Source organism: Algibacter miyuki (assembly GCF_030409805.1).
Classification (GTDB): domain Bacteria; phylum Bacteroidota; class Bacteroidia; order Flavobacteriales; family Flavobacteriaceae; genus Algibacter; species Algibacter miyuki.
The window spans coordinates 1,102,623-1,128,853 of record NZ_JAUFQP010000013.1; the positions used below are offsets into that span (position 1 = coordinate 1,102,623).

General features: G+C 34.0%; 22 protein-coding genes. 12 read left to right on the forward strand and 10 right to left on the reverse strand.

The features are described 5' to 3' along the window. Window positions 1-23: 23 nt before the first annotated feature. From QWY92_RS16645 to QWY92_RS16655, 3 genes are all read right to left on the reverse strand, one after another. Complete coding sequence (locus QWY92_RS16645) at window positions 24-941, reverse strand: geranylgeranylglycerol-phosphate geranylgeranyltransferase (RefSeq protein ID WP_290273314.1); 918 nt, start codon at window positions 939-941, stop codon at window positions 24-26. An 84-nt stretch (window positions 942-1,025) separates the two neighbouring features. Next, window positions 1,026-1,556, reverse strand: coding sequence for a KdsC family phosphatase (locus QWY92_RS16650; protein WP_290273317.1), 531 nt, complete (start codon window positions 1,554-1,556; stop codon window positions 1,026-1,028). Next, window positions 1,537-2,307 carry a Rossmann-like and DUF2520 domain-containing protein gene (locus QWY92_RS16655; RefSeq protein ID WP_290273319.1) on the reverse strand — a complete coding sequence of 257 codons (771 nt, stop codon included), beginning with the start codon at window positions 2,305-2,307 and terminating at the stop codon, window positions 1,537-1,539. The genes QWY92_RS16650 and QWY92_RS16655 overlap by 20 nt, the downstream gene beginning before the upstream one ends. A gap of 213 nt (window positions 2,308-2,520) precedes the next feature. Here QWY92_RS16655 and QWY92_RS16660 point away from each other — a divergent pair, with 213 nt between their 5' ends. Both QWY92_RS16660 and QWY92_RS16665 read left to right on the forward strand, forming a co-directional pair. Then, on the forward strand, window positions 2,521-2,907 hold the full coding sequence (locus QWY92_RS16660; RefSeq protein ID WP_290273322.1) for a group III truncated hemoglobin: 387 nt from the start codon (window positions 2,521-2,523) through the stop codon (window positions 2,905-2,907). A 203-nt stretch (window positions 2,908-3,110) separates the two neighbouring features. After that, window positions 3,111-6,299 (forward strand): cytochrome c biogenesis protein, encoded by a 3,189-nt coding sequence (locus QWY92_RS16665; protein WP_290273325.1) that lies wholly within the window; start codon window positions 3,111-3,113, stop codon window positions 6,297-6,299. 540 nt (window positions 6,300-6,839) lie between these two features. On the opposite strand, the gene QWY92_RS16670 is transcribed toward QWY92_RS16665, so the two are convergent. The 3 genes from QWY92_RS16670 to QWY92_RS16680 form a co-directional block, all read right to left on the reverse strand. Continuing rightward, on the reverse strand, window positions 6,840-7,211 hold the full coding sequence (locus QWY92_RS16670) for a hypothetical protein (RefSeq protein WP_290273328.1): 372 nt from the start codon (window positions 7,209-7,211) through the stop codon (window positions 6,840-6,842). Window positions 7,212-7,692: 481 nt separating this feature from the next. Continuing rightward, window positions 7,693-8,412 (reverse strand): DUF3307 domain-containing protein, encoded by a 720-nt coding sequence (locus tag QWY92_RS16675; protein ID WP_290273330.1) that lies wholly within the window; start codon window positions 8,410-8,412, stop codon window positions 7,693-7,695. Then, window positions 8,409-9,008: a SatD family protein gene (locus QWY92_RS16680; RefSeq protein ID WP_290273332.1), complete on the reverse strand. Its 600-nt coding sequence runs from the start codon at window positions 9,006-9,008 to the stop codon at window positions 8,409-8,411. Before QWY92_RS16680 ends, QWY92_RS16675 begins: the two co-directional genes overlap by 4 nt. A gap of 285 nt (window positions 9,009-9,293) precedes the next feature. On the opposite strand from QWY92_RS16680, the gene mscL reads away from it, so the two are divergent. Further along, window positions 9,294-9,734 (forward strand): large conductance mechanosensitive channel protein MscL, encoded by a 441-nt coding sequence (mscL, locus tag QWY92_RS16685; RefSeq protein WP_290273335.1) that lies wholly within the window; start codon window positions 9,294-9,296, stop codon window positions 9,732-9,734. Between the two features lie 4 nt (window positions 9,735-9,738). After that, the gene (locus QWY92_RS16690) at window positions 9,739-9,891 is read left to right on the forward strand and encodes a hypothetical protein (protein WP_290273338.1); all 153 of its coding nucleotides are present in this window, start codon (window positions 9,739-9,741) and stop codon (window positions 9,889-9,891) included. Window positions 9,892-9,915: 24 nt separating this feature from the next. On the opposite strand, the gene QWY92_RS16695 is transcribed toward QWY92_RS16690, so the two are convergent. Then, window positions 9,916-11,007, reverse strand: coding sequence for a LacI family DNA-binding transcriptional regulator (locus tag QWY92_RS16695; RefSeq protein WP_290273340.1), 1,092 nt, complete (start codon window positions 11,005-11,007; stop codon window positions 9,916-9,918). A gap of 181 nt (window positions 11,008-11,188) precedes the next feature. Here QWY92_RS16695 and QWY92_RS16700 point away from each other — a divergent pair, with 181 nt between their 5' ends. The 6 genes from QWY92_RS16700 to QWY92_RS16725 are packed head-to-tail and all read left to right on the forward strand — an operon-like array spanning window position 11,189 to window position 17,453. Continuing rightward, complete coding sequence (locus QWY92_RS16700; RefSeq protein ID WP_290273341.1) at window positions 11,189-12,016, forward strand: SDR family oxidoreductase; 828 nt, start codon at window positions 11,189-11,191, stop codon at window positions 12,014-12,016. A 34-nt stretch (window positions 12,017-12,050) separates the two neighbouring features. Continuing rightward, window positions 12,051-13,226 carry a mannonate dehydratase gene (uxuA, locus tag QWY92_RS16705; RefSeq protein WP_290273344.1) on the forward strand — a complete coding sequence of 392 codons (1,176 nt, stop codon included), beginning with the start codon at window positions 12,051-12,053 and terminating at the stop codon, window positions 13,224-13,226. A gap of 3 nt (window positions 13,227-13,229) precedes the next feature. Beyond that, complete coding sequence (gene uxaC, locus QWY92_RS16710) at window positions 13,230-14,645, forward strand: glucuronate isomerase (protein ID WP_290273347.1); 1,416 nt, start codon at window positions 13,230-13,232, stop codon at window positions 14,643-14,645. Between the two features lie 32 nt (window positions 14,646-14,677). Further along, window positions 14,678-15,652, forward strand: a complete 975-nt coding sequence (locus QWY92_RS16715) for a TRAP transporter substrate-binding protein (RefSeq protein WP_290273350.1) — start codon at window positions 14,678-14,680, stop codon at window positions 15,650-15,652. Between the two features lie 2 nt (window positions 15,653-15,654). After that, window positions 15,655-16,146 (forward strand): TRAP transporter small permease, encoded by a 492-nt coding sequence (locus QWY92_RS16720; RefSeq protein WP_290273352.1) that lies wholly within the window; start codon window positions 15,655-15,657, stop codon window positions 16,144-16,146. A gap of 2 nt (window positions 16,147-16,148) precedes the next feature. Beyond that, entirely contained in the window at window positions 16,149-17,453 is a 1,305-nt protein-coding gene (locus QWY92_RS16725; RefSeq protein ID WP_290273356.1) for a TRAP transporter large permease, read from the forward strand. A gap of 108 nt (window positions 17,454-17,561) precedes the next feature. Here the strand turns inward: QWY92_RS16725 and QWY92_RS16730 are convergent, their stop codons facing one another. After that, window positions 17,562-18,620: a phosphatidylinositol-specific phospholipase C1-like protein gene (locus tag QWY92_RS16730; RefSeq protein WP_290273358.1), complete on the reverse strand. Its 1,059-nt coding sequence runs from the start codon at window positions 18,618-18,620 to the stop codon at window positions 17,562-17,564. A 394-nt stretch (window positions 18,621-19,014) separates the two neighbouring features. Here QWY92_RS16730 and QWY92_RS16735 point away from each other — a divergent pair, with 394 nt between their 5' ends. Both QWY92_RS16735 and QWY92_RS16740 read left to right on the forward strand, forming a co-directional pair. Next, window positions 19,015-22,062, forward strand: a complete 3,048-nt coding sequence (locus tag QWY92_RS16735; protein WP_290273362.1) for a SusC/RagA family TonB-linked outer membrane protein — start codon at window positions 19,015-19,017, stop codon at window positions 22,060-22,062. Window positions 22,063-22,065: 3 nt separating this feature from the next. Then, on the forward strand, window positions 22,066-23,835 hold the full coding sequence (locus QWY92_RS16740) for a RagB/SusD family nutrient uptake outer membrane protein (protein WP_290273365.1): 1,770 nt from the start codon (window positions 22,066-22,068) through the stop codon (window positions 23,833-23,835). 72 nt (window positions 23,836-23,907) lie between these two features. Here QWY92_RS16740 and QWY92_RS16745 read toward each other — a convergent pair whose 3' ends face one another. Together QWY92_RS16745 and QWY92_RS16750 are read right to left on the reverse strand one after the other, a co-directional pair. Then, a complete protein-coding gene (locus QWY92_RS16745; protein WP_336622101.1) occupies window positions 23,908-25,098 on the reverse strand; it encodes a THUMP-like domain-containing protein in 1,191 nt (396 codons plus the stop codon). Further along, a complete protein-coding gene (locus QWY92_RS16750; protein ID WP_290273369.1) occupies window positions 25,098-26,186 on the reverse strand; it encodes an AI-2E family transporter in 1,089 nt (362 codons plus the stop codon). The genes QWY92_RS16745 and QWY92_RS16750 overlap by 1 nt, the downstream gene beginning before the upstream one ends. Window positions 26,187-26,231: the final 45 nt, after the last annotated feature.

Sequence of the window (26,231 nt, forward strand, 5' to 3'; positions counted from 1 at the left end):
TCGTTTTTCTTCCGGAAAGTGTACTAATATTTTAAGTTGAAATAGTAAAGCAACAACGATAATACACCAGAAAACATTACCAACTTGAGTAAGTTACTAATAAAATGATAGTCTTTTTTTGATTTAGCACTAAATAATTTAAGGCTTATATAAAGGAGTGGGCCAATAATTAAAAATATAAAATATGCAGCCGAAATGGTGTTTTTATAAAGTGTATTTAGAACATAAAAAATGAGGCTAAGCACTGGAATTAAAGAAAGAATAAATAGAATTTTAGTGGTTCGCTCACGTCCAATGGCAATCGGTAAGGTGTTCATTCCTGCTTTATAGTCGCCATCGATATCTTCTAAATCTTTGGTAATTTCTCTTAGTAAATTGATGATAAAAGCAAAAATAGCATAATCTAAAATGATGTTGAAAAACGTGAGTTGAATGGTTCTGTTTTCAGTGGTTATTGCTGGAATTAATTCAAAAATGCCAACAATTAAAACGCTAAGTGCAACTAATATTGAAATAACGATGTTACCAATTAAAAGGGTTCGCTTTAAATATGTAGCATAAACATAAAGCAGGGCCGAAATAATAACAAACAACGAAAAAAAAGCACTTTTACCAACATCATTTGAAATATAAAACCCAGCGGCAACACCAACAAAATTGAATGCTATAAATAAATTGTATCCTGTTTTTTCAGAAATAGATTCACCAATAATAAGTTGGTCTGGTTTGTTTACAAAATCGGTTTCAATATCGTAGATATCATTGATAATATTTCCTGCGGCTGCAATACAAAGTGTAGCAAATATTAAAATAGAAATCCCAAAACCATCTAAAGTTGTTGCTACACCAAAAGGCTCTAAAAACGCATACTTTATCAATAACTGCGCTAAGGCAATCATCAATAAATTTTTCCAACGAATAAGGTTTAGGAAATTGCGCATGGTTTTGTTTAGTGAACAGCTTAGGTTTTATGATAATGAATTGGAATACAAAAAAGCAAAGTTTCTTTTAAGGAAACTTATAATTTAATCAAATTTTGCGGAATAAAATCCACTCCATTTACCTTGCACTTTTAAAACCTGTTCTATAACATCGCGAACCGCACCTTTTCCGCCTTTTTTATGCGAAATATATTTAGAAATACTCTTTATTTCGGGCACCGCATCTTGTGGACAACATGGTAAGCCAATGCCTTTCATTACAGGGTAATCGGGAATATCATCGCCCATGTATAGTACGTTTTCCGATTTAATATCATTCGCCGTCATATAATCATCTAGTTGTTCAATTTTATTTTGAGCACCCAAATAAATATTTTCTATACCTAATCCTTTTAAACGGATGCGAACACCTTCGTTTTTTCCTCCAGAAATAATACAAACATTATAGCCTTTATCTACAGCAGCTCGTAAGGCATAGCCATCTTTCACGTTCATGGTTCTTAGCATTTCTCCGCTGGTTAAAACCGAAACAGTACCGTCTGTAAGTACGCCATCAACATCAAAAATAAAAGTGGTAATGTGTTCTAAATATTCTTTATAACTTTTTTCTTCCATGGGTTTTTTGAATTGATTTGGTAAGCAGTTCGTAAACCGCTTTATGGTGGTTATTATCGTCTAATTGCTTTAAATGCTTTTTTATGGTTTTTTTGTCGTGGCGTTTCGCAGGACCTGTCTGTGCTCTATACGGCGATAAATCTTCTATTTTTTTCGCAGTTTCAACAATTAATGGTTTTAACATGTCAAATTCGGCACCTTCGCTTTCGGTAATTTCATGTCCAATTCGATACAATTGATTGGTGAAATTATTAACAAAAACAGCTGCTAAATGCAATACACGTCTTTGGTCGCTATTTACTTTCTGTACTGGACTGCCTAAATTTTTTGCTAAAGTTTTTAATAAGGGATAGCTCTTTTTATCCACTGTTTCTATGCAAATAGGTACATTGGCGAAATCCATTGCAGCACCTTTTGTAAAACTTTGTAGCGGATAAAATACACCACGATTATGTTTTTTGTCTAAATCGTAAATACCAACACTGCCCGAAGTATGTACAACCATACGGTTTTCAAACTCAAGTTTGCTTGATAATTTGGCAACAGCATCGTCGCTAACGGCAATAATATAAACGTCGGCTACTTTTAAATCCGATAGGTCATCGGTAATATCAACCTCATTTTTATACTGCTCCACAGTGGTTAAATTTCGGCTATACCATTGTGTGACAGAAACGTTTTCCGCTAAGCTAAATCCTCTAAATAAATGTGTGGCTACGTTGCCAGCTCCTAAAATTACTACTGAAATCATCCTGCAAAAATACTAACCAATTATTGAAAATAGAGCCTATTAAACATAATTTTTTAGAGTAAATTTTATGACGTATTTCAATTTGAAAACGCTTTGTTTTTTTGAGCTTATATAATATGACATGAAATGTGATGTTTTATTCTAAGCTTCGCATTGTAGAAAATCGCGGTTTAGGTCAAACTTGCTTCAGTAAAAATGAGTAACTTTGTTTAGATGAAAACAGATTTAAAAACACGAAACGACGTCTATTTATTGGTATCTTCCTTTTACGATAAAGTAAGGGCAGATTTAATTTTGGGACCTTTTTTTAATGATGTTATTAAAGATTGGGATGCCCACATTGATCGTTTAACAACCTTTTGGGAAGCGAGTTTGTTTTTAAAAACAAAATACAAAGGTAATCCGCTAGAAACGCATATAAAAGTGGATGCCGATAACAACAATAGTATTACCGAGAAACATTTTGGATTGTGGTTAAATTTGTGGTTACAAACCATCGATGAGCATTTTGTTGGCGATTATGCTGAAAATGCAAAGCGTAGGGCACGAAAAATGGGGTCGTTTCTTTATCTGAAAATATTTGAAGCCCGAGGTCTTTAATACACAATGGTTTAGAGTAAGATGGTGAAGTTTCTGGATGTGAAATTTTTTGTTTTGGATTGTTCTTAATTGATATAAGTTACTTTTTTTGTGTTTTAGAGGGCTTTTTAAGGTAGAAATAGGTCTGTTTTTTATAATAGTTTTAACACTTCAAAATAAACTTAAATCCTTAAATTTGCGTGACCTTAAAAAGGGTTCATATTATGCAAAAAAAACTAGCCAACATCCTTTTCTCAACACGACTAACTTCTATTTTATTTATTGTTTTTGCGGCCGCTATGGCAACAGGTACTTTTCTAGATGCCGGACAAGATATGTCGCCAACGCCATATACGCGAAACGTGATATACAACACGTGGTGGTTCGAGGGAATCATGGTGTTTTTTATTATTAATTTTGCAGGAAATGTGTTCCGTTTCCGTTTGTATAAAAAAGAAAAGTGGGCCACTTTTATTCTGCATTTGTCATTCATATTTATCTTATTGGGTGCTTTTATAACGCGATATGCTAGTTTTGAAGGCATGATGGCTATTCGTGAAGGTGCTACTGAAAATACATTTCTATCTCAAAAAACATACGTTACCACTTATATCGATGGCGATTTTGAAATTGATGGCGTAGCGCAGCGTCGTGTTTTGGAAAATGAAGTTGATTTTTCGGGACGCATGGATAATCACTTTAATGTTCAAAGTGTATATCATGATAAACCTGTAAGTATTTCATTAGAAAAATTTATTGTTGGTGCTGAAGAAGATATTATTCCTGACGAAAGTGGCGAATCATATTTGAAAATTGTTGAAGCTGGAGCCAGTGGACCACATAATCATTTCTTGAAAGTGGGGCAGGTGGCCAATATTCATAATGTATTATTTGCTGTTAATAAACCTACAGATGGTGCTATAAACATCACGCATTCTGATGATGAACTGACTATAAATTCCCCTTTTGAAGGTGAATACATGACCATGGCAACACGTGCGGAAGGCGTTTTGGTTAAAGATAGTTTGCAACCTTTGCACTTGCGTTCCCGTTATGTTATTGGTGATATGCAAATTGTGTTTCCAAAACCTATTGTAAAGGGTGTTTTTGATATTGTTAAGAAGGCTAATTTTCTTAAAAATGATGAAGACGGCTTGGTATTAAAAGTTACTGCTAATGGTGAAACTAAAAGCGTAGGTTTACTTGGCGGAAAAGGAACTAATAGCAGTTTTAAACAGATTAATGTTGGCGGTTTAGATTTTGCATTTAAGTACGGTTCTAAATTATTGGATTTACCTTTTTCTATAAAACTAAACGATTTTGAGGCAGAGCGTTACCCAGGTACCGAAAGAGGCTATTCGGCATATTCTAGTGAAGTTACTGTTTTAGACGAACAAGAAGGTGATTTTGATTATAAAATTTTTATGAATAATATTTTAGACCATCGCGGTTATCGCTTTTTTCAATCTGGATTTGATCCAGACGAACAAGGGACTATACTTTCTGTAAACCATGATTACTGGGGAACTTTAATAACATATATTGGTTATTTTATGTTGTATTTTGGGTTAATGGCTATTTTATTTTCTAAGCACTCTCGTTTTGGTGATTTAAAAAAGCAACTAGAAAAAGTGAAAGCTAAAAAAGCGAAAGGCTTAGCCGTTTTATTATTATGTTTTGGTTTAAATGGATTTGCGCAAGAACATCATGAAGGTGATGGGCACGACCACTCAACAAAACCTACAAAAACGCAAATTGATTCTATTTTAGCAGCTAATATTACGCCTAAAGCACATGCCGCAGAATTCGGGAATTTAGTGATTCAGGATTTAAGCGGACGTATGATGCCCGTGAATACGTATGCTTCGGAAATGCTTCGAAAGTTAAGTAAGTATGATACTTACGAAGATTTTGATGCCAACCAAGTCTTTTTGTCTATTCAGGAAAGTCCTCAGCTTTGGTATAATGTGCCAATTATTTATTTGAAAGCTAAAAAAGCAGATTCTATTCGTCACATGATTGGTGTTGATGCAGATGAAACGTATGCTACATTAGCCGATTTTTTCACAGAAAGAGGCGAGTATATTTTAGCACCATATTTAGACGAAGCCTATAAAGCACAAGTGCCAAATGGTTTTCAAAAGGAATTTAAAGAAGCCGATCAACGTGTTAACCTATTGTTTAATACGGTAGAAGGACGCTCACTAAAAATATTCCCAATCCCTGACGATGAAAATCATAAATGGATTTCTAATTTCGATTATAAGCAAGACCCAACGGTTATTAAAGATTCACTTTATAATAATTTCGTAAAAAGCGGATTTCTAGCTTATTTATATACTTTAAATGCGGCAAAAAAATCGGGAGATTTCGATCAAGCGTCCAAATTACTAAGAGCCTTTAAAGATACACAACATAAATATGGTGGCTCGGTAATGTTGAGTGATCAAAAAATAAAAACTGAGGTTTTATATAACAAGTACGATATTTTTAAAAGGCTATTTAGTTGGTATATGTATGCCGGTACACTCATGTTTGTGCTTTTAATTTTTCAAATATTTAATGCTAAAAACAAAAAATTAAACACAGCTATTACCGTGTTTAAATTCATTATTATTGGCTTGTTTTTATTGCATACAGGAGGTTTAATTGTGCGTTGGTACCTATCAGGGCACGCACCTTGGAGTGATGCTTATGAGTCTATGATTTACGTCGCTTGGGCAACTATGCTTTTCGGATTGCTTTTCGGAAGAAAAAGTGATTTAACCATGGCTTCCACCGCATTTGTAACAGCCATGATTTTAATGATTGCACACTGGAATTGGATGGATCCTGCCATTGCAAACCTACAGCCTGTATTAAATAGTTATTGGCTTATGATACATGTAGCGGTTATTGTGGCAAGTTACGGTCCATTTGCTTTAGGGATGATTTTAGGAATTGTTTCACTCTTTTTAATGATTTTCACGAATAAAGAGAATAAGCAGAAAATGTTACTTAATATTAAAGAGCTAACCATAATTAACGAAATGGCCTTAACAGTAGGTTTAGTAATGCTTACCATCGGAAACTTTTTAGGTGGTATGTGGGCTAACGAAAGTTGGGGACGTTACTGGGGCTGGGATCCAAAGGAAACTTGGGCGCTTATTAGTATCATGATTTACGCTTTTGTAGTACACATGCGTTTGGTACCTGGACTTCGTAGCCGTTGGTTGTTTAACCTATGTTCTATTATCGCTTTCGCAAGTATTTTAATGACTTACTTTGGTGTGAATTTCTACTTAGCTGGTTTGCATAGTTATGCGAGTGGTGATCAAATTGTAAGTGTGAAATTTATTGGTATTGCATGTGCTATTGTAGCTGTTTTAGGAGCTTTCTCTTATCGTGGTTACACTAAGTATTATAAAAAATAATAAGGTTTAGCTGAATAACTTCGGAAGTAAAACATCATATTTTAACAGTTTTAGATGATTTATCCTACGCTTTAAAAGGGTAGGATAATTATCGATTTAGGAGATTTTATTTTTATAAGAGATTGTAAAGTAGCTGTTTCTAACGGTTTATGGTTTTATTTTCTATTTGTTTTAAGTATTAAACATAAATAGCTAAGCATGAAAGTTGCGATGGTTTTATGTGTTGTTGGCAAATGTTATTCTTTTTGAACTAATCCATCAATGTTTTTTTTGTAGATGTTAAATCTCCATTTTCATAATTATTTACCGTGTTATTATCATCTGTTAAATGGCCTTTATTCATGAGGGAAATTTATTATCATAGTATAAAAAAATATTCATAAGTTTTCCATCATTCCAAAGTCTTGTGTGATAAATGGAATCATTAGAATGATATATTTTCCTGTTGGTTTCCCGTTATTATATACTCCATTACATCCATTATTATGAAGGATGTTAAAATGTCTGATGTTTTCTCTATTGGAGATACCTTGAAAGGTATTAGAGGTTTGAAAGAGATTTGTCAGCGTATATTAGAGCGGTTAGAAAGCAAAGGCAATTTACATCCACAGACAAAAAACTCCCTTGTAGAAGGGATTCCCGATTCTTATGAGGAATAAGTTTAAAGAATGACATGGAAACCTTGTAAAGTTTTTCTAATTCATCTTTTGTTTTGTAAACATCTAACCTGTTTGTTTTTATATTTAAGAAAAATTGATAATCATCTTCAGTTAGTATATCTCTAAACTTTTTTTCGTCATTTATATATTCAGATACGCTCATGTTTAGAAACTTTTTAGTGCCTTTTATCGTAGTGTTGTAGGGGGTTATTTTATCACTAATATTAGATAAGTCTAGTTTTGTTATTTTCATTGTGGTTTCATTTTTTTGTTAAACACTATGTTTTAAATTATAATTGATACGTCGCTGTATGTAAGAATAAGGTCAATCGTATTTTTTAACACATTAATTGTTTTAAGTTTTTCTTCAAGGTCGAGTATTATTTTCTGTTGACTTCTGATTTCAAGACTTAATTCGGTAAGCTCACATTTTTCTTCAAATAAAGGTTTTGATATCTCTTAGAACTATTTCTGTCAAGTCGTCTAAACTGTATTTATTTTCTTTCCTATCCATTCATGTTTTCATTGGGTGACTTATTGGATGTAACGTGCACCGGATATAGTTAATCATTAGTTCTAGTCTTCATAAAAGAATTCTCATAGATTTTCAGTGTTGCTTTTTATGTATTAAATATAAGTAATCAAGATATATATTAAACCATATGCATCAAAGCTATTTTTTTTCTTTCCAAATTACTAATAATTTAGGATCTAACTAACTAACTAACTAACTACTACCTAATATAAGCTAGTAGAAACTGATAACTTATTCCAAAAAGGACAGCAAGGCCATAACTTAAAAGGGTTCCTATTAAAATGTATTCGGTAAGTTTACGGTCTTTCGCTTTAGATAAATCACTGAAACGCAACACCGATTTTGCAGCTATAAGAAACCCAATCCCTTCCCAATGGTTCGTAATTATAAGGACAAACACGAAAAGACGTTCTAGAATACCAATAAAAGCGCCCGCATTTTCTAAGGATAGGTTGCTGTTATCTTCCTTGAAATACCATTTAGAAATCACGGTTTTCATAATAATAGAAGAGACTACGGTAACGCCTAAAATAGTGGTGATAAATAGAAGAAATATAGGATTGTAAAAAGAGTTAATATTGAGTTCAAAAGGTTCGTAAATGCTAACAACAATCGCGATAATAATAAAATGTGCCAGTTGGTCTAAGGCGAAAAGACGCCTGGCATTCGATTTTGTTTTTAATTTCAGTTTTATCAGGTCGATAATGTAGTGCGATAAAATGATTATTAAAAAACCAAGCCAATAGTCAAAATTGAATTGTAATACCAGTAATAAGGCTATTAAATGTATTAAAACATGGTAGTACAAAAATTTAGATTTGTGCTTGTGTTTTTCTTTATGAAGCACCCATTTTTCGGGTTGTAATAAAAAATCGCCAACAAAATGTGCTAGTATGAGTTTAATAAATAGTGGAATCATAGTTGTTTTACTTGTACGTTGTAGTAGTTTAGTAGTTTTGAAATTTCGTCGAAACCGCCACGTTTTAAGCCTTTACTGATGTTGCTTTGTGTGGTTTCAAAATGCTGAGCGAGCTCTACTTGAGTGAGTTCAGGATTTTCTAAAGCGGTTTTAATTAATTTTGCCGAAGTGGTGGTCCAGTTATTTATAGTTAATAAAGCCAACTCAAACATCAGGTTTAAATTATTGTCAAAAGACTCAAAAGGCGATTTTATAGCGAGTGTAACTTTTTTTAAATCGTCAAAACATTCTCCGGAATTTATAAAAGCAGATCCGTTAGACTCTGTTATTTTATCGGCTTGATATGTTTTTTCGCCAATACCTATGGCCATTCTAACATCAATATTTTTAAATTGTTTCAGGCTAGCCTTGATGAGAATAGCAGCTTGTAAGGCTTGTTCTGGCGGTGTTTCCAATTGAAAACTATCACCTCTAAACACATCCCATGTTGCGGGCTGTGGGCCATATGTGCTCAAAATTGTTTTAAGCGTGTTTAACCATGTTTTTGGTTCGCTAGATTTCGAATTTATAATATCTCCTGTAATTATGCTGGTCATAGTTTGGTATGCTTCTGTATCAAATGTATTACTTTTCTTTTAGTATTCAAAATTATTCCTTTAAAAAGTAATATTTATAATTATTACCGAATATGGTAATAATTTGTTTAAGATGATATGTTAAGTTGAAGATTAGAAAATAACAATATTCCTTTAAAGAGTAATAATACAAAATATACCCTTTTAAACAGATAATATAAATGCGATTACTATATTTTAATTTCGCGAAAGCGTTAAGAAATAAAACACCAAAGCAATATCTTTGCAACTGTAATAAAATAGATTATGAAGTTATTTAAAGAATTTAAGGAGTTTGCCGTAAAAGGTAATATGATGGATATGGCTATTGGTATTGTAATTGGTGCTGCTTTTAATAAAGTGATCGATATTTTGGCTAAAAAAGTAATTTTACCACCATTAACATTATTAACTAATGGGGTTAATTTTAGAGAGCAACGCATTATTTTACAAGACGCTGTTTTAGATGCTTCTGGTGCTATTCAAACTGATGAAGTTGCTATAGGTTATGGGGCATTAGGCGAGGCTTTACTCGATTTTTTAATTATAGGATTTACTATTTTTATAGTAATGAAATTTATGAATAGATTGCGCAATAAGGCGCAAGATACTAAAGATAAAACGGTGACAACACCAAAGGATATCGAGCTTTTACATCGACTTACAGATTTAATGGAAGAGCAAAACAGGTTATTAAAATCGAAATAAGATTATGGCGAAAACAGGACAAGATAAAAACACGAAAAACAAGGCGAAGCATTCTAAGTTAATGGCTCAGAAAAAGAATAAGAAAAAAGCCGAAGTAGCCCTAAGAAAAGAGCGATTAAAAGAAATTATACAGCAATCTAAAAATCAAAAAGAGTAAATAGAGTATTATAAAAAAAACAAGTTATAGCGAGCTGTTGTTTGTGCTTTCATGCTCAAAAAGAGACTCTTTACGTTCATTATAACTTACGTTTTCTTTTATCAAAATGTCGATAGGTAAATAGGTTTTGGTGTTCGGTATTTTATTTTGAACTAAATAGTCGGTGAGTAGGCGTACAGCCTCATAACCTTGATCGAAGGGTTTTTGTGATATTAAAAACGCCACCGAATCATCTAATAAGCACTCAATATTTTGTGGTGTGTTATCAAAACCAATCAGTTCTAAGTTTTTAAGGTGTGCATCATCAATGCAATCTACAATAATATAAATTCTACTCGAAGGCACAAATAGTCCTTTAACTTCTGGGTGCGCGTTTAAATAGGTGTTTATTTTTTCTTTAGTTCCCGAAGAATTATCTAAGTTTTCAAGATTTATAGTTTGGTTTTCAACAGGAATATTGTTTTTCAAAAAATAATCATTAAAACCTTTTATTCTGTTTGATACAGCGTTATTTTTAGTGATATTATGGCGCGCTTGAATAATTAAAAAAGCATCCGATTTCGGTCTACTTAAATGCATTAATTTTCCCGTAATATAGCCAGCCATATAAGAATCTTGTCCAACAAAAGCTAAGTTGTTAAAGCCTTTAATGTCAATATTTAGAAAAATGTATGGGATATTTTTGGCTTCTAATTGAGCTACAACGGCACTGGTTTCTTTAGAGAAATTAGGAACCATAATAACAGCCGAAGGCTCCGATTTTAATAAAGTGGTAAAGGTTTCAAAATAAGAAGCTTCATCGTATTGGTTGTAGGCAAAATTAGTAACTTGAACACCTAGAGATTTTACATCATTCTCGGCTTTTAAAACGCCTAAATAGGGCGATTTCCAGAACAAATCGGCATCATCATGCTTGGGCATTAACGAGGCGATAACATACTTGTTTTTCATGGCAAGCGCACTCGCAACGGGGTTTACGCTAAAATTATGATGCTCAAGAAGGGCTTTGATTTTGGCTTCCGTTTTTTTAGAGACGCCACCACGGTTGTGAATTACACGATCTACAGTACCTTCGGAAACTTGAGCTTCTTTTGCTATATCCTTTATCGTTATCATATTCAAAAATGAAAATTTATGCTTGTACGAAGTTATGAAAAACTTGCACGTATAAAATTAATTTCAAGCAATTTAGGTAAAATTACTTTTATTTTTGTGTGCGCACACTATCTTTTTTGTTATATTTGTGTGTGCGCACACGAAAAGCGCAAATTTATACTTAATTTAAATAAGATATACCATGAGTAAAATAATTGTTTTAACAGGAGCGGGAGGCGTTTTATGTGGCGCATTAGCCAAAGCACTTGCTAAGGAAGGTCATAAAATAGCCGTTTTAGATTTGCGTAAAGAAGCTGCAGATGTTATTGCTAGCGAAATTAATGCCAATGGCGGAACTGCAATAGGTGTTGCTGCTAATGTTTTGGAAAAAGATTCATTAGAAGCCGCAAAGCTAGAAGTTAACAATCAATTAGGGCCTTGTGATATTTTAATCAATGGAGCAGGCGGAAATCATCCTTTAGGAACCACCTCAAATACGCATTTAAAAGAAGAAGATCTAGCAAACGATACCGATGGTTTTAAAACATTTTTCGATTTAGATCCTTCAGGAATTAAGTTTGTATTCGATTTAAACTTTATTGGTACCTTATTACCAACTCAAGTTTTTGCAAAAGATATGGTAGGAAAAAAAGGATGTAGTATTTTAAATATTTCATCTATGAATGCCTTTACACCATTAACTAAAATACCAGCATACAGTGGTGCAAAAGCAGCTGTTTCTAACTTTACACAATGGTTAGCAGTTCATTTTTCAAAAGTTGGTATTCGCGTAAATGCATTGGCTCCAGGATTCTTTTTAACAGACCAAAATAGAAGTTTACTTACTGAAAGCGATGGTAGCTTAACGGCTCGTGGTAATCAAATTATAGATCAAACGCCAATGGGTAAGTTTGGAGAACCAGAAGATTTAGTAGGCACAACACTTTGGCTTTGTGGTGAAGGTGCATCATTTATTACTGGTGTAGTCATTCCAATCGATGGCGGATTTAGTGCGTATAGCGGCGTTTAATATTTTATATAACGAACACTTTTAAAAAGAAATTATGGAACAAACATGGCGTTGGTACGGGCCAAATGATCCCGTATCGTTAACAGATATAAAACAAGCAGGAGCAACAGGAATTGTTTCTGCATTACATCATATTCCAAACGGTCAAGTATGGACGGTTGAGGAAATTCAAAAACGTAAAGACACTATTGAAAGCACAGGACTTACTTGGAGCGTTGTAGAAAGTGTGCCAGTACACGAAACCATTAAAACCCGTTCGGGAGAGTTTCAAAAGTATATTGAAAACTATAAAACCAGCATTCAAAATTTAGCCACTTGTGGTATTCATATTGTATGTTATAATTTTATGCCTGTATTAGATTGGACACGTACCGATTTAAGTTTTGAGGTAGAAGATGGCTCTAAAGCCTTGCGTTTTGATGTGGTTGCTTTTGCTGCTTTCGAATTATTTCTATTGAAACGTCCGGGTGCTGAAAATGATTATTCTGAAACAATTCAAGCCGAAGCAAAAGTTTATGCCGATGCGCTTTCCGAAGAAAATAGAACTCAATTAATTAATAATATTATCGCTGGATTACCAGGAGCGGAAGAAGGTTATACTTTGGAGCAATTCCAAACTATTTTGGATACATATGCCGATATTGATGCACCAAAATTAAGAGAAAACCTGGCCGCATTTTTGAAGGAAATTATCCCTGTTGCTTCTCAAAATGAAGTGTTAATGTGCATTCATCCAGACGATCCGCCGTATCCTATTTTAGGTTTGCCAAGAGTGGTAAGCACCGAAGCAGATTACGCCTATTTGTTCGAGCAAGTGCCAAACCGTTCTAACGGCATTACATTCTGTACAGGTTCTTTAGGTGTGCGTGCCGATAATAATTTGGTGCAAATTTTCGAACGTTTTGCCGATCGTGTTCATTTTTTACATTTCCGAAGTACACAACGTGACGAGAAAGGAAACTTTTACGAAGCCAACCATTTAGAGGGCGATGTCGATATGTATAGCGTTGTAAAAGCCGTGGTTTTTGAAGAACGAAGACGCAAAGCAGCCGGTATGAAAGATGCCATAATTCCTGTGCGTCCCGATCATGGTCATCAAATGTTAGACGATTTACATAAAAAAACAAACCCAGGATATTCGGGAATTGGGCGCTTGAGAGGTCTTGCTGAATTGAGAGGTCTAGAATTTGGAATTTCGAAAAGCTTATAAATTATGTCTGCAATAAAATCAACAAACTTTATCACCGATAATTTTTTATTAAATTCGGAAGTTGCTGAAACCTTATATCATAAGTACGCGAAAGATTTACCCATTATAGATTACCATAACCATTTGTCGCCACAGCAAATTGCTGAAAACAAACCAGTGAAGAACATTACAGAAGTTTGGTTAAAAGGCGATCATTACAAATGGCGTGGTATGCGGGCCAATGGTATTGAAGAATTTAATATTACAGGAGCGGCATCATTAAAAGATAAGTTTTTAAAATGGGCAGAAACGGTACCTTATACCTTGAGAAACCCGTTGTTTCATTGGACACAATTAGAGCTAAAACGGTATTTTGATATTGATGACATCCTGCAGCCAAGTACTGCAGAAGCTATTTACGAAAAGGCAAATAGTATTTTAGAAAACAAAACACCAGCGCAACTTTTAGAAGATATGAAGGTGGAAGTAATTTGTACGACTGATGATCCAGTGGACGATTTATTATACCACAAAGAAATTTCCGAAGGTAATTTTTACACCAAAGTACTGCCTACATTCCGACCTGATAATTTATTTTTAATAGGAAAACCTAACTTTTTAAATTATTTAACGAAGCTAGAAAATGCGGTTGGTTTTAAAGTAGACTCTTTTGAAGAATTTTTAAAAGCGATTGATGCACGTATTGTTTATTTTAATGATTTAGGCTGTCGAATATCCGATTTTGGATTAGGAGAACATCTTGAAATGGTTGATTTTACAGATGAACAAGTCGCTTTAATTTTTGAAAAGAAACTAAAAAATGAAACACTTTCAATAGAAGAAATTACAACGTATAGATCATTTTTATTCCTTTACTTAGGAAGGAAATATCACGAATTCGATTGGGCACAGCAATACCATTTAGGTTCTATTAGAAACAACAACACCCGCTTAGAAGCTCAAGTTGGTTTGGATGCGGGTTGCGATTCTATTGCTGATTATAATTATGCCGAATTTATGTCTGCACTATTTAAAAACTTAGAGTCTACCAACCAATTAGCAAAAACAATTACTTATAATTTGAATCCTGCGCAAAATGAAGTTTTTGCAACTATGATGGGGAATTTCCAAAGCGGAACCACACCAGGGAAAATGCAATGGGGCTCAGGTTGGTGGTTTTTAGACCAAAAAGATGGCATGGAAAAACAGCTTAATACCCTATCAAATATGGGCTTATTAAGTCGTTTTGTGGGGATGTTAACCGATAGCCGCAGCTTTTTATCTTTTCCAAGACATGAGTATTTCCGAAGAATTTTATGCGATTTAATTGCTGAAGATGTCAACAAAGGCCTAGTGCCAAACGACACGGTGTTTTTAGGCAAAATGATTCAGGATATTTGTTACAATAATGCCGTAAATTATTTTAACTTTAAGCTCTAAATTCAACATACCCAACAACTAAACTAAATAAAATGATGAATAGAATTATATGGGCGCTCTTAGTAGTGTTCGTTATGCAAAGTTGCAAAAAGGACAATGGTGTAAAAACCTTGTATTTGGCGCATACACTACCGCAAACACACCCTGTACACAAAGGGATTTTAGAATTCCAAAAGGCTTTAAACGAAAAATCTGGAGGCAAATTAGAAGTTAAAATATTTCCTGACGGCCAATTAGGTTCGGAACGTGAAGTATTAGAGTTGCTGCAAATAGGCAGTGTGGCTATTACTAAAGTAAGTGCCGCTACCTTATCTAATTTTGTGCCTGAATATCATATTTTAGGTATTCCGTATTTGTTTAGAGATAAACAACACCAATTTGATGTTTTAGAGGGTGAAGTAGGAAAATCTATTTTACAAAAAGGTAGTAAATTTTGGTTACGTGGCTTGTGTTATTACGATGCTGGTAGTCGAAGTTTTTACACATCGAATAAAGCGATACGTACCCCTGAAGACTTAAAAGGCTTAAAGATTAGGGTGATGAATAACCAAATGGCAATTAACATGGTAGAAGCTTTAGGAGGCTCGCCAACGCCAATGGCTTACGGAGAATTGTATACGGCCATTCAGCAAGGTGTGGTTGATGGAGCGGAAAATAATCCGCCATCATTTGTATCGTCTAACCATTATGAAGTGAGTAAATATTACACTTTAGATCAACACTCATCGGTTCCTGATGTGTTATTAGTGGGGACTAAATATTGGGATAGTTTATCCGAAGAAGAAAAGGTATGGGTTCAAGAATCTGCTGATGAATCTTCACAGGCTGAAAAAGTGTTCTGGAATAATTCAGTAGAAGAATCTATGGCCAAAGCAAAAGAAGCTGGCGTAGAAATAATTATACCAGACAAGTCGCTTTTTCAAGAACAATCGAAGTCTGTTTTAGAAGCCTTTCAAAAAGATCACCCAGAAATGAGTGAAATCATCAATCAAATAAAAAATCAATAAGTATGAAAACAGGAGATATTCTTTTTAATAAGGTATGCCGAATTATAGAACATATTTTAGTTTTTATATTCGGATTATTGGTTATTGATGTGTTAGGGCAGGTGTTTTCACGATATATTTTAAATAAATCGTTTGCCTTTACCGAAGAGTTAGCGCGTTTTTCTTTAATATGGTTATCCATTCTTGGAGCGGCTTATTTAAGCGGCAAAAGAGAACATTTATCAATGGATTTCTTATATCAGAAATTCTCAACTAAAACGAGAAAAAAAGCACTCATCTTTATAGAAATTTGCATTTTATTATTCGCCTTAGTGGTTATGGTAATCGGTGGGTTTAACTTAGTTTACACCACCTTACATCTAGGTCAGCTTTCGGGAACATTACGTATTCCGTTAGGCTATATTTATGCCATTTTACCATTAAGTGGTTTGTTAATTATGTGCTTTTCAGTATATCACTTAGGAAAAATTAATGCTAACGAAATAACCGAATAATTATGAGTATTGAAGTAATAAGTATCATCGTTTTATTTGCAAGTTTTTTCACCTTGCTTATGCTTAAGGTTCCCGTAGCTTATAGTATAGGTATTTCAACCACGTTAAGTTTACTATTAAATATTGATAATTTACCAGGACTTACAACCATTGCTCAACGTATGACGACGGGTATAGATAGTTTTGCGCTTTTAGCCATTCCATTTTTTGTATTGGCTGGTGAAATTATGAAGCGTGGCGGTATCGCTAACCGATTAATTAATTTCGCAAAATCGTTGGTGGCCAGTTTACCAGGAGGTTTGGCTTATGTAAACGTTTTAGCATCGATGTTGTTTGGTGCTATTTCTGGTTCTGCAATTGCAGCAACTTCGGCTATTGGTAGTATCATGACCGATAGAATGGAAGAGGAAGGTTACCCAAGAGAATTTAGTGCATCGGTAAATATTACCTCGGCAACTACAGGATTATTAATTCCGCCAAGTAATATTTTAATTGTTTACGCACTAGCTAGTGGTGGTACAGCATCGGTTGCAGCTTTATTTATAGCAGGATATTTACCAGGGATTTTATTAGGTTTTGCTATTATGGCATATATTGCTTTTGTGGCTATAACACGTAAATTTGCAAAAGGAGATCGTGTACCATTATCGTTAATTTGGACGTATTTCAGAAAAGCATTTTTTAGTTTATTGCTATTAGTTATTGTGGTTGGTGGTATTGTTGCGGGGGTTTTTACAGCAACAGAAGCGTCGGCAATTGCGGTATTATATGCAGGTGTTTTAGCCTTAATTTATGGCGATGTAAAAACTAAAGATTTTCCTTCTATTTTACTTACTAGTGCAAAAACAACTGCGGTAGTTATGTTTTTAATTTGTACTTCTATGGCTATGTCTTGGTTATTTTCTTTTGAAGGTATTCCAGAACTTATTAGTAGCTTTTTGTTGGAGCAATTCAGTAATAAAATTGTTATCTTTTTAGTGATTAATGTGGTGCTTTTAATTATTGGAACGTTTATGGACATGACGCCAGCCGTTCTAATATTTACACCTATATTTTTACCTGTAGTAGTGGCTTTAGGTATGGATCCAGTACATTTTGGTATTGTTTTAGTGCTTAACCTTTGTATTGGTCTGTGTACACCGCCTGTGGGTACCATTCTCTTTGTGGGGAGTGGAGTCGCTAATGTCCCGGTGTCGCAAGTTATAAAGCCGCTAATACCGTTTTTATTAATTATGGTACTGGTACTACTTTTAATAACTTATATTCCTGCAATTTCAATGTATTTACCAAGTTTATTAGATTTGTAGGAGTATATTAATTTATATTTTTAATAAGGTTGCATATTCAGTGCGTAAGTTTCAAAACTTATATTTACTGAATTTGCAACCTTACTTATTTTATAATGATTTTAAGAGTTAATTAGGAGTTGCATTTACAGGGTTTTTACGAACATATCCTTTATTTTTAAAAGAAATATGATAATTACTATCAAAAAATCGACTTGGTAAATAATAATCGGTGGTTATAATCTGTGCTCCAGATTTTTTAGCAGCTTCAAAATGTGAATAATCGTTTGCTCTTGCTTCTTTTGTTCCAGCATCGGCTCGGGTTCTAATAATATAGCCTTGAGACACCAAGCTTGATATCGTTTTATCTTCCGGATTATTTCTAATTAATGTAGCAGCTTCTGGACTTCCTGGTTCTGCATTTGCAAATAAAACACGTCCTTTTAATGATGGATGATTTTTGATGTACAAAGCACGCTTGGCTTTTGCATCATCTAAAATAAAAAGAAACTTTCCACGAGAAGCTTTTAGAGTAGGCCAGTTATTATTTAAAATAGCTTCTTCTAAGGTGGCGTGTTCACCTCTAACATCGTCTGGAGTTATAAGTTTATCTCTGCCAAGACCAGCAATTAAAGCATTATCCAAGTTTTTAAAACTAGTTTCAGTAAAGGCTTCAGGTGTTGTTCCAAATCTATTTGTATCTCCGTCTTTAGCTTCCAAGGTAATAAATACAGGTTCGTGCGTTGGGTTAGCGTCAGACCACGATTTTATCGCCATTAAACAAGCCTCTAAAGTATTGTAGTGCGATCTAAAATCTATATCAGGCATGTGTAAAACTTTAAATCCTGGTTTTAACATGTCCTTATTAGGATCAAAATCTTCTTTTGGCTCTGCAAATTGTAATCCTTTAGGGTTTGCGAATTTTCCGCCTTCGGTATCAAGGTAAACATCTATTTCTAAATTTCGTAATCCTAAATTTAACTGTTCAGGTATAGAGATATGGTCGTACTGCAGAGACTTCATTTTATCACTTTGTGATTCTAAAAAGCTATACAATTTATCTTCAATAGCCTTTTTATAACTGTTGTGAGAACCAATAACTTGTATTTGGTTAATATGTAAAGTGTCGTGTTGTGCAAATACGTTAAAACTAAAATATAGGAGTAGTAAAGCGCTGTAATGTTTCATAAAATGGAGTTAAATTTTTAAGGCACAAAAGTAGTCTGCTAAGTTTAATAGTATGTTAATAAAATGAAAATAAAAGACCAATTTTTGGTTTCATATTAATATTTAAAAATATGCTTAAGTGTTTGATTTGTTTATTGTTAATGTTTTTTAGGTGAAATTGTAAGTTGGGATTATTTAATAATGAGATAACGATAAGGTAAATTAGAAGAGGTTGATATTTTATTGTTTTGCAATCTCTAAGAACATAAGAATATGTTAAAAAAGGAATCTACAAACTCAAAATTTGAAACCGATGTAATAATTAAATAGCAACCCTAATTTACAAATTAAAAACCGTAGTTGCTGGAACAACTACGGCTAAATCATTAAGCATTGTAAAACCAATCACTTAAAAATGTACACTAAAAATAATTTTTTTACACTAAAGAACATAGCTTTTTTAGTTTTATCTATTGTATTATACCAAACAGGATATGCAAATAGCACGTCTGCTAGAAGTTTAAATGTCGTAAAAACGAAGATTCAAAGCCCTATAAAGGGTGTTGTTTTAGACGAATCTGGCGTGCCATTACCTGGAGCTACCATTATTTTAAAAGGAACTTCAACAGGAGCTTCTACCGATTTTGATGGTGTTTTTTCTATTAGTGCCGTTATAGGGCAAACACTTCAGGTGTCTTTTGTAGGCTATGAAACTTTGGATGTTGAAGTAACATCCGAAAATTTAAAAATTAATTTAAAGCCGTTAAATGCGATGTTAGACGAAGTTCTAATTGTAGGCTACGGACAACAAACAAAAAAGGATTTAACAGGAGCGGTAACTCAGTTGTCTAGTGACGATTTCAAAAAAGGGGTTAACGTTTCTCCAGATAATTTAATCCAAGGTAAAGTTGCAGGTGTACGCGTTGTACAATCTAGTGGCGAGCCGGGTGCAGGTGTTAATGTTTCCATTCGTGGTGTAGGGTCTATTCGTAGTGGTAGTTCGCCATTATTTGTGGTGGATGGTATACCGTTAAGTAACGAGAACGTTAGTGCTGCTAGCCCGAATGTAGGTTTGGGTAGTTCTAGTGCTAAAAACCCGTTAAACTTTTTAAACACTAGCGATATTGCTTCTATTACCGTTTTAAAAGATGCATCGGCGGCCGCTATTTACGGGGCTAGGGGTTCTAATGGTGTTGTAATTATCACCACTAAAAAAGGAAAAACTGGAGAGGCGTCTATTACGGTAGATTCTTATTTAAGTGTAGCTTCTGTTATTAAAAAGACCAACGTGTTATCGGCTGATGAATACAGAAACGCCATTACCGATGTAGCTTACGATCATGGTGGATCTACCGATTGGCAAGAGGAGTTATTGCGCAGCGCAGTAACAAAAAACAACAACTTTTCGTTTGCTAAAAAGACGGACAGCGGAAACTATTATACCTCTTTATCTTTTATGGATCAGGAAGGTATTGTTGAAACGAGTGGTTTTAAAAGAACAACAGCACGTTTAAATGCTGAAGAGTCGTTTTTAGACAACAAACGTTTAAAGGTTAAAGTGAATTTAACGGCCAGTCAAATTAATGAAACAGGTGTTCCAAATGGAGCAGATGCTGGATCGGATGGACAATTAATTATTCATGCGTTAATGGCAAACCCAACACAACCTGTTTTTACTGAAGATGGCGATTTTACCAACTTCAACCTAAACCAAAATTATAACCCCATGTATTTGTTGGATATTTATGATGACCATACGCAAACGCTACGTGTTTTAGGAAATCTAGAAACCTCCTTCAGAATTATAGATGGTTTAGAATACAAGTTTAATTATGGTATAGATCGTTCGGTTTCCGAAAGAAATTCTACTATTTATCCAAATGCTACCGATAGAACGCCAGATGGTGCTTATGTTCAGAATAATTTAGAGTCTGAAAGTGTTTTAATGGAGCATTATTTAACCTACCGATTTGGTTTAAATAAAAGTAAGTTTGAAGTTTTAGGAGGGTTCTCTTATCAAGAATTCGATTTCTCTGGAACTACATTTTCTTTAATAGGTATAGATGAAAAAGGTACGGGAGTAGCTCCTGAATACGATCCTGGTTATTCTGGTGAGCAATCTGGCGTTAGTGGATATGCGCAAAGAAATGAGTTGCAATCTTACTTTGGAAGATTAAACTATAATTTTGATGATAAATATTTACTTACTGCTTCTTTAAGAGCGGATGGTTCTACACGTTTTGGCGAAAATAATAAATATGGTTATTTCCCATCGTTTGCTTTAGGTTGGAATTTAGATAACGAAAACTTTATTAGTGAAGTAGATGATATCGATCAATTAAAATTTAGAATGAGTTGGGGGCAAACGGGTAACCAAGAAGTTCAGAATAAAATTACTCAAGCCAGCTATTCGCAATCGGCTTCAGGTGGTTATTATTTGTATGACGATTATAATTTAATAAACGGAATTGTTGTAAACCGTACGGCAAACCCAGATTTAAAATGGGAAGTTGTAGAACAATTAAACGTTGGTTTAGATTTCAGTTTATGGAACAACAAGCTTTACGGATCTTTAGATTATTATAATAAAACGACAACCGATGCTATTTTAAATATTTCTTCGGAACCATTAAGTCCTACTACAACGGTTTGGAAAAACATCGATGGAAAAATTGTAAACAAAGGTTTTGAGTTTGCCTTAGGTAGTAAACTTATTAATGCTGAAGATTTTTCATGGAGCGTAGATGTTAACGGAGCAACTTTAAATAATGAAATACAAAATCTACCAGTATCAGAATTATACTCAGGGAGTGTTGCAGGTCCTGGATTATCTGGGGTTTTTGCCAATATCTATAAAAGTGGATACGAGGCTGGTTCTTTCTTTATGCTGAAACATTTAGGTTTTGATGCTGATGGAAACGATATTTTTGAAGATTTTAATAATGATAGCGTTATTAATACTGAAGATCGTCAAATATTTGAAGGCGCACTTCCAAATTTCACCTTTGGTTTAAATACAAACTTAAGCTACAAACGTTGGGATTTAAGTCTTGCTTTTATTGGGCAAACAGGAGGTTTATTGGTTAATAACACCAACTTGGCATTAAACATTAACAATATTGTTTCAGATAGAAATGTATTGTCTGAATTTTATGATGATGGTGCAAGTTTTACAAACCAACCACAATTATCTACACTATACTTAGAAAAATCAGATTTCATTCGTTTAAACAATGCGAGACTTGGTTATTCTATAGACACCGATGCGCTTAACATAACTTGGTTACAAGGTTTAAACCTTTACGTTAGCGGACAAAACCTTTTTACAATCACTAATTATTCAGGATTCGATCCGTTGGTTAACAGCCCGCGTGCTTCTGGAGGAAATCAATCTATTGGTATAGATTACACGACTTATCCTTCTTCAAGATCATTTTTACTTGGTGCAACTTTAAAATTATAATTTATGAAAATTTCAAATAAAATATCAAAAATAGCTTCCGTATTCATGGTTGGTGCACTCGTTTTTAGTTGTACAGATTTGAATGAAGAAGTAATAGACGAAGTTATTGGTGGAGAAAGCTCTAACCCAGAAAGCGCCATGGCTGCGGCTTACGGTCAATTAGCAAATAGAACCTTTACCGATCATGGTAATGTGTTTGGTTTGCAAGAATATCCAACCGATGAGTGTATGTTGCCAACCCGAGGAAGTGACTGGGGCGATGGTGGAAAATGGCGTGCATTAACCGAGTTTACTTGGGGAACAAACAATGCTGCAGTTGCCGGTACTTGGAATAATTTAACGAGCGGAATCACTAAAACCTTAACTGCAATTGAGTCTTTAGAGCAAAATCCAGATTACGCAAATTACGATTTGTTTTTAGCAGAAGCTCAAGGTTTATTGGCTTTATATGTTTACAATACGTTAGATTTATTTAATCAAGCGCCATATAGAGACCCTTTTACAGCGGGTGCGCCTTTAGAAATTCTTCAAGGTGAAACTGAAATTGATAACCTTATTGCCGATGTAGAACGTATTATACCAAACCTTGTTAATTTAGGTGAACAACAAACCTATAATGGGCGTTTTACAAAACAAGCGGCTTATGCATTATTGGCAGATATGTACTTAAATAGAGCTGTTTTTAAAGATCGTTATAATGCAAGTTCTAGTTTTAATTTTACGGAAACTGCTGTAGATAATAATGGTAACGATATGGATAAAGTTATTTATTACACATCATTATTAATTGATGGTAGCTTTAGTTTAGAGAGTAACTATTTTAAGAATTTTGATATAGATAATGGCAGCGGTTCTGAAATTATTTTTGCTGTAGCTCAAGAAAATGATAACATACGTACTAGTGATAACGATTTTGCATACATGTCTACAGGGCGTGCACAAAAGCAAACACCAGATAATCGTGGTACAAACGGATCTTGCGTAGAACCTGAGTTTTACTACACTTGGGATGGAAATCATGACGATCCTCGTTTTCACCGTTACTACCAATATAGTGATGGTACTTGGTTTATGAACGATGGAACCACAGGGAGTGTACCTGCTGAAGATACCAGAACAGATACCGGAAAGTTACTTGTACATTTTAACCGTGGTTTACAAGTAGGGCAACAGTATGGCCCAACTTTAGACGGAAAAGGTGGTTTTAACATGACGGCCGATGGACGTATTGAAATCACTAAATTGTACATGGAAAAAAACACGACAACACCAATGGATTATACTCCAGATTTAGATTTTAGTAACCCGGTAGAAGCTGTGTTTTCTCAAGATCAAATTAATCGTGGTGTACGTAACTTTAAGTGGGAATTCGACCCTAACTACGGTAACGGAAACTCTGCCGTAGATGTGCCACTATACCGTTTAGGAGGTATGTATTGTATGCGTGCAGAGGCTTATTTCCGTAACGGAGAAACAGCTTTAGCGCTTGCCGATATCAATATGTTAAGAACAAGTAGAACGCGTGAAGCACTCTTCGGAAATGCGCCAGGTGTTGCTATTACTTCTTTAGATGAAACAACATTATATAACGAAATTGGTTTCGAAATGTATTGGGAAATGTATCGTAGAAAACAGATGATACGTTTTGGAACTTTTGATGAGCCTTATACAGCCAAACCAACTACGGAGCCGTATTTAAGAGTTTACGCTATTCCTCAGGCTACTATCGATGTAACCGCTGAAATTAGTCAAAATTTCGGGTATATTAATTAAGTATCAATTTCATAAATTGGTAATATGGAAAATCTCAGGCTTATGGTCTGAGATTTTTTTTTTCTAATTTTTTTAAGAATTTACTCGTTTAGAAATAACCACCACTTTATTGTTATCTATATCGGTAGTGAAAAATAAATACAATTCACCACCGTCTTTAATGTTGAATTTTTTTCTAATATTTTGCACCGTTTCCGGGAAATTTCTCGTGGTAATATTCGCTTTTGAAAGCCTAAGTTTTTTGATTTCTTTTTTATTATACTGAAGTGTTTTTTCAATTTTAAAAACCCGACCAGGAAAATCGATTAAGACGTCACTAGTATAAAGATGAGAATGTTTATGAAGCTTGAAAATGTTAAAATGAAGCGCTATGGAATTAAAAGCTCCCGATTTTAAAATAGCCGAATTAGGCTCGTATAAATAGGTGAGTGGCTTAGAATAGTTAGATTCAATCGTTTTTTCTTCATCTAAAACAAAGTTGAAGGTTTCGTTTTTATCTTTTTTTAGGTTGATAGTTTCAATGGTTGTTTGTCCTGAAAATTCAGCTTCTAAAATCCACAGTAATTCTTTAACTTCATTATTTAAAGCTACAATTTGAATGGTTTTAACTTGTTTTAATTCACTTATGCCAACCGATAAATCGAGTAAAGGTGCTGTTTTAATCATGATGTTTTTAGCACGACTGAATAAAACATCTAAATATTGTGGCACATTGGGCAAGCAATCGTTTAAAAAGAAGACTTTGCCTTTACTATCGTGTCGTCGCGATGGATCGATATAAATCCAATCATAAATTGCGTTAGTTTCACTTAAATACGCCATACCGTCAACGGCCAGAGTTTTTATGTTTTCAACGCCTAACTGTTTGTAATTATGGTTTACAATTTCTGATAGTTTGGGATTAATTTCGCAATGTGTAACGGTTTTAAATTGTTTCGAAAAGTAAAAACAATCGACTCCAAAACCGCCTGTTAAATCTATTATAGATTTTCCGGTGATTAAATCGGCTTTGTGTTTTGCTGTTTTTTCCGAAGAGGTTTGTTCAATATTTAATTTATTAGGAAAATAGATGTTTTTGGCGTTAAACCAAGTTGGTAACTTTTTTTCGCAACGTGTTTTCGCTTCTATTTGTTCAATAATGGTACTGGTTTCTACCAAAGGAAAAGCTGTGCCTTTTAGTAAAATAGAAGTGACATCAGTTTTTAAATTGGCATCTATAAATTCTTGAATTTCGGTATGTAAAATGGAAATATTCAAAAGCATTATAAATTTTTAGTCAGCTTTTTTACCACTTGATTTTCTGATAAGAAAGCTTTTAGAATAACTTTTATCGCAGTGTATGCAGGTACAGCAATGATTAAACCAATAATGCCAAACAGGATGCCGGTAATTAAGATAACTAAAAATATTTCTAAAGGATGTGATTTTACACTTTTTGAAAATATAATGGGTTGGCTGCCAAAATTATCAACCAATTGTCCTATCATAAACACGATAAATACCCAAAATGTTTTTGGCATAATAACCTCGCTAAAACTTTCGTCTAAATTGCTGGTCATAGTTAAGGTTAGCATTAAAAATGCACCAATAAGTGGCCCAACATAGGGGATTAGGTTAAGTAAGGCACATAAAAAAGCAATAACAATTGCGTTTTCGACACCTACAATAAGTAAACCAATAGTGTAAATGATAAAGAGGATTAGAATTTGAAAAATAAGCCCTACGAAATAACGAGACAGTAAATCTTTTATTTGCGTTGACGATTTTTCCCAACGAGATTCCTTGTTATCTGGAATAAAAATAAGGATGCCATTGGCGAACAAATGACTGTCTTTTAAAAAGAAAAAAGATATAAATAGTACAGAAAATAGACCAATACTGAAACTTCCTAAACCACTGATAATAGCGTTTAAAAAATCGGGAATCATGGCGAAATTTATTTTTGATAATATATTAGATTCTTTAAGTGATTGTTCAACATCGATTTGATGTAAGTCAAAATACTTTATAATTTCGCGGTATAAATGTTCAACATTATCTTGTAATTGGTCTATGTTTAAAAGGGATAAATTTTGTCCTTGCTTAACCACTAAAGGAATAAATAAGCCTACTAAACCAAGAAATAAGCCCAGTAAAACAAGCATAGTTATAATCACAGCAATGGTGTTTTTAAACTTCAATTTACGCTCTAAAAACAGTACAATAGGGCGACCAATAAGCGAAATAACAGAGGCAATGGCAATGTAGCCAATTACCGATTGTATTTTGTACAGAAAATATAAGGTAAGCGCCACGCCTAAAACAATGCCTATGGCTTTTAAAATACCGTTGGAAATGGTGTTTGAATTCATAAAGTAAATATAATATTATTTGGGAGAAATTTTGAGAGGTACTTT

Excerpts from the sequence above, each read along its gene's own strand:
- QWY92_RS16680 (WP_290273332.1), bottom strand. The coding sequence starts at position 9,008 with ATGACCAGCATAATTACAGGAGATATTATAAATTCGAAATCTAGCGAA.
- QWY92_RS16700 (WP_290273341.1), top strand. The coding sequence starts at position 11,189 with ATGAGTAAAATAATTGTTTTAACAGGAGCGGGAGGCGTTTTATGTGGC.
- QWY92_RS16740 (WP_290273365.1), top strand. The coding sequence starts at position 22,066 with ATGAAAATTTCAAATAAAATATCAAAAATAGCTTCCGTATTCATGGTT.
- QWY92_RS16675 (WP_290273330.1), bottom strand. The coding sequence starts at position 8,412 with ATGATTCCACTATTTATTAAACTCATACTAGCACATTTTGTTGGCGAT.
- QWY92_RS16695 (WP_290273340.1), bottom strand. The coding sequence starts at position 11,007 with ATGATAACGATAAAGGATATAGCAAAAGAAGCTCAAGTTTCCGAAGGT.
- QWY92_RS16650 (WP_290273317.1), bottom strand. The coding sequence starts at position 1,556 with ATGGAAGAAAAAAGTTATAAAGAATATTTAGAACACATTACCACTTTT.
- QWY92_RS16745 (WP_336622101.1), bottom strand. The coding sequence starts at position 25,098 with ATGCTTTTGAATATTTCCATTTTACATACCGAAATTCAAGAATTTATA.
- QWY92_RS16665 (WP_290273325.1), top strand. The coding sequence starts at position 3,111 with ATGCAAAAAAAACTAGCCAACATCCTTTTCTCAACACGACTAACTTCT.
- QWY92_RS16660 (WP_290273322.1), top strand. The coding sequence starts at position 2,521 with ATGAAAACAGATTTAAAAACACGAAACGACGTCTATTTATTGGTATCT.
- QWY92_RS16655 (WP_290273319.1), bottom strand. The coding sequence starts at position 2,307 with ATGATTTCAGTAGTAATTTTAGGAGCTGGCAACGTAGCCACACATTTA.
- QWY92_RS16645 (WP_290273314.1), bottom strand. The coding sequence starts at position 941 with ATGCGCAATTTCCTAAACCTTATTCGTTGGAAAAATTTATTGATGATT.
- QWY92_RS16750 (WP_290273369.1), bottom strand. The coding sequence starts at position 26,186 with ATGAATTCAAACACCATTTCCAACGGTATTTTAAAAGCCATAGGCATT.
- uxaC (WP_290273347.1), top strand. The coding sequence starts at position 13,230 with ATGTCTGCAATAAAATCAACAAACTTTATCACCGATAATTTTTTATTA.
- mscL (WP_290273335.1), top strand. The coding sequence starts at position 9,294 with ATGAAGTTATTTAAAGAATTTAAGGAGTTTGCCGTAAAAGGTAATATG.
- QWY92_RS16725 (WP_290273356.1), top strand. The coding sequence starts at position 16,149 with ATGAGTATTGAAGTAATAAGTATCATCGTTTTATTTGCAAGTTTTTTC.
- QWY92_RS16715 (WP_290273350.1), top strand. The coding sequence starts at position 14,678 with ATGATGAATAGAATTATATGGGCGCTCTTAGTAGTGTTCGTTATGCAA.
- QWY92_RS16730 (WP_290273358.1), bottom strand. The coding sequence starts at position 18,620 with ATGAAACATTACAGCGCTTTACTACTCCTATATTTTAGTTTTAACGTA.
- QWY92_RS16735 (WP_290273362.1), top strand. The coding sequence starts at position 19,015 with ATGTACACTAAAAATAATTTTTTTACACTAAAGAACATAGCTTTTTTA.
- QWY92_RS16720 (WP_290273352.1), top strand. The coding sequence starts at position 15,655 with ATGAAAACAGGAGATATTCTTTTTAATAAGGTATGCCGAATTATAGAA.
- QWY92_RS16690 (WP_290273338.1), top strand. The coding sequence starts at position 9,739 with ATGGCGAAAACAGGACAAGATAAAAACACGAAAAACAAGGCGAAGCAT.
- QWY92_RS16670 (WP_290273328.1), bottom strand. The coding sequence starts at position 7,211 with ATGAAAATAACAAAACTAGACTTATCTAATATTAGTGATAAAATAACC.
- uxuA (WP_290273344.1), top strand. The coding sequence starts at position 12,051 with ATGGAACAAACATGGCGTTGGTACGGGCCAAATGATCCCGTATCGTTA.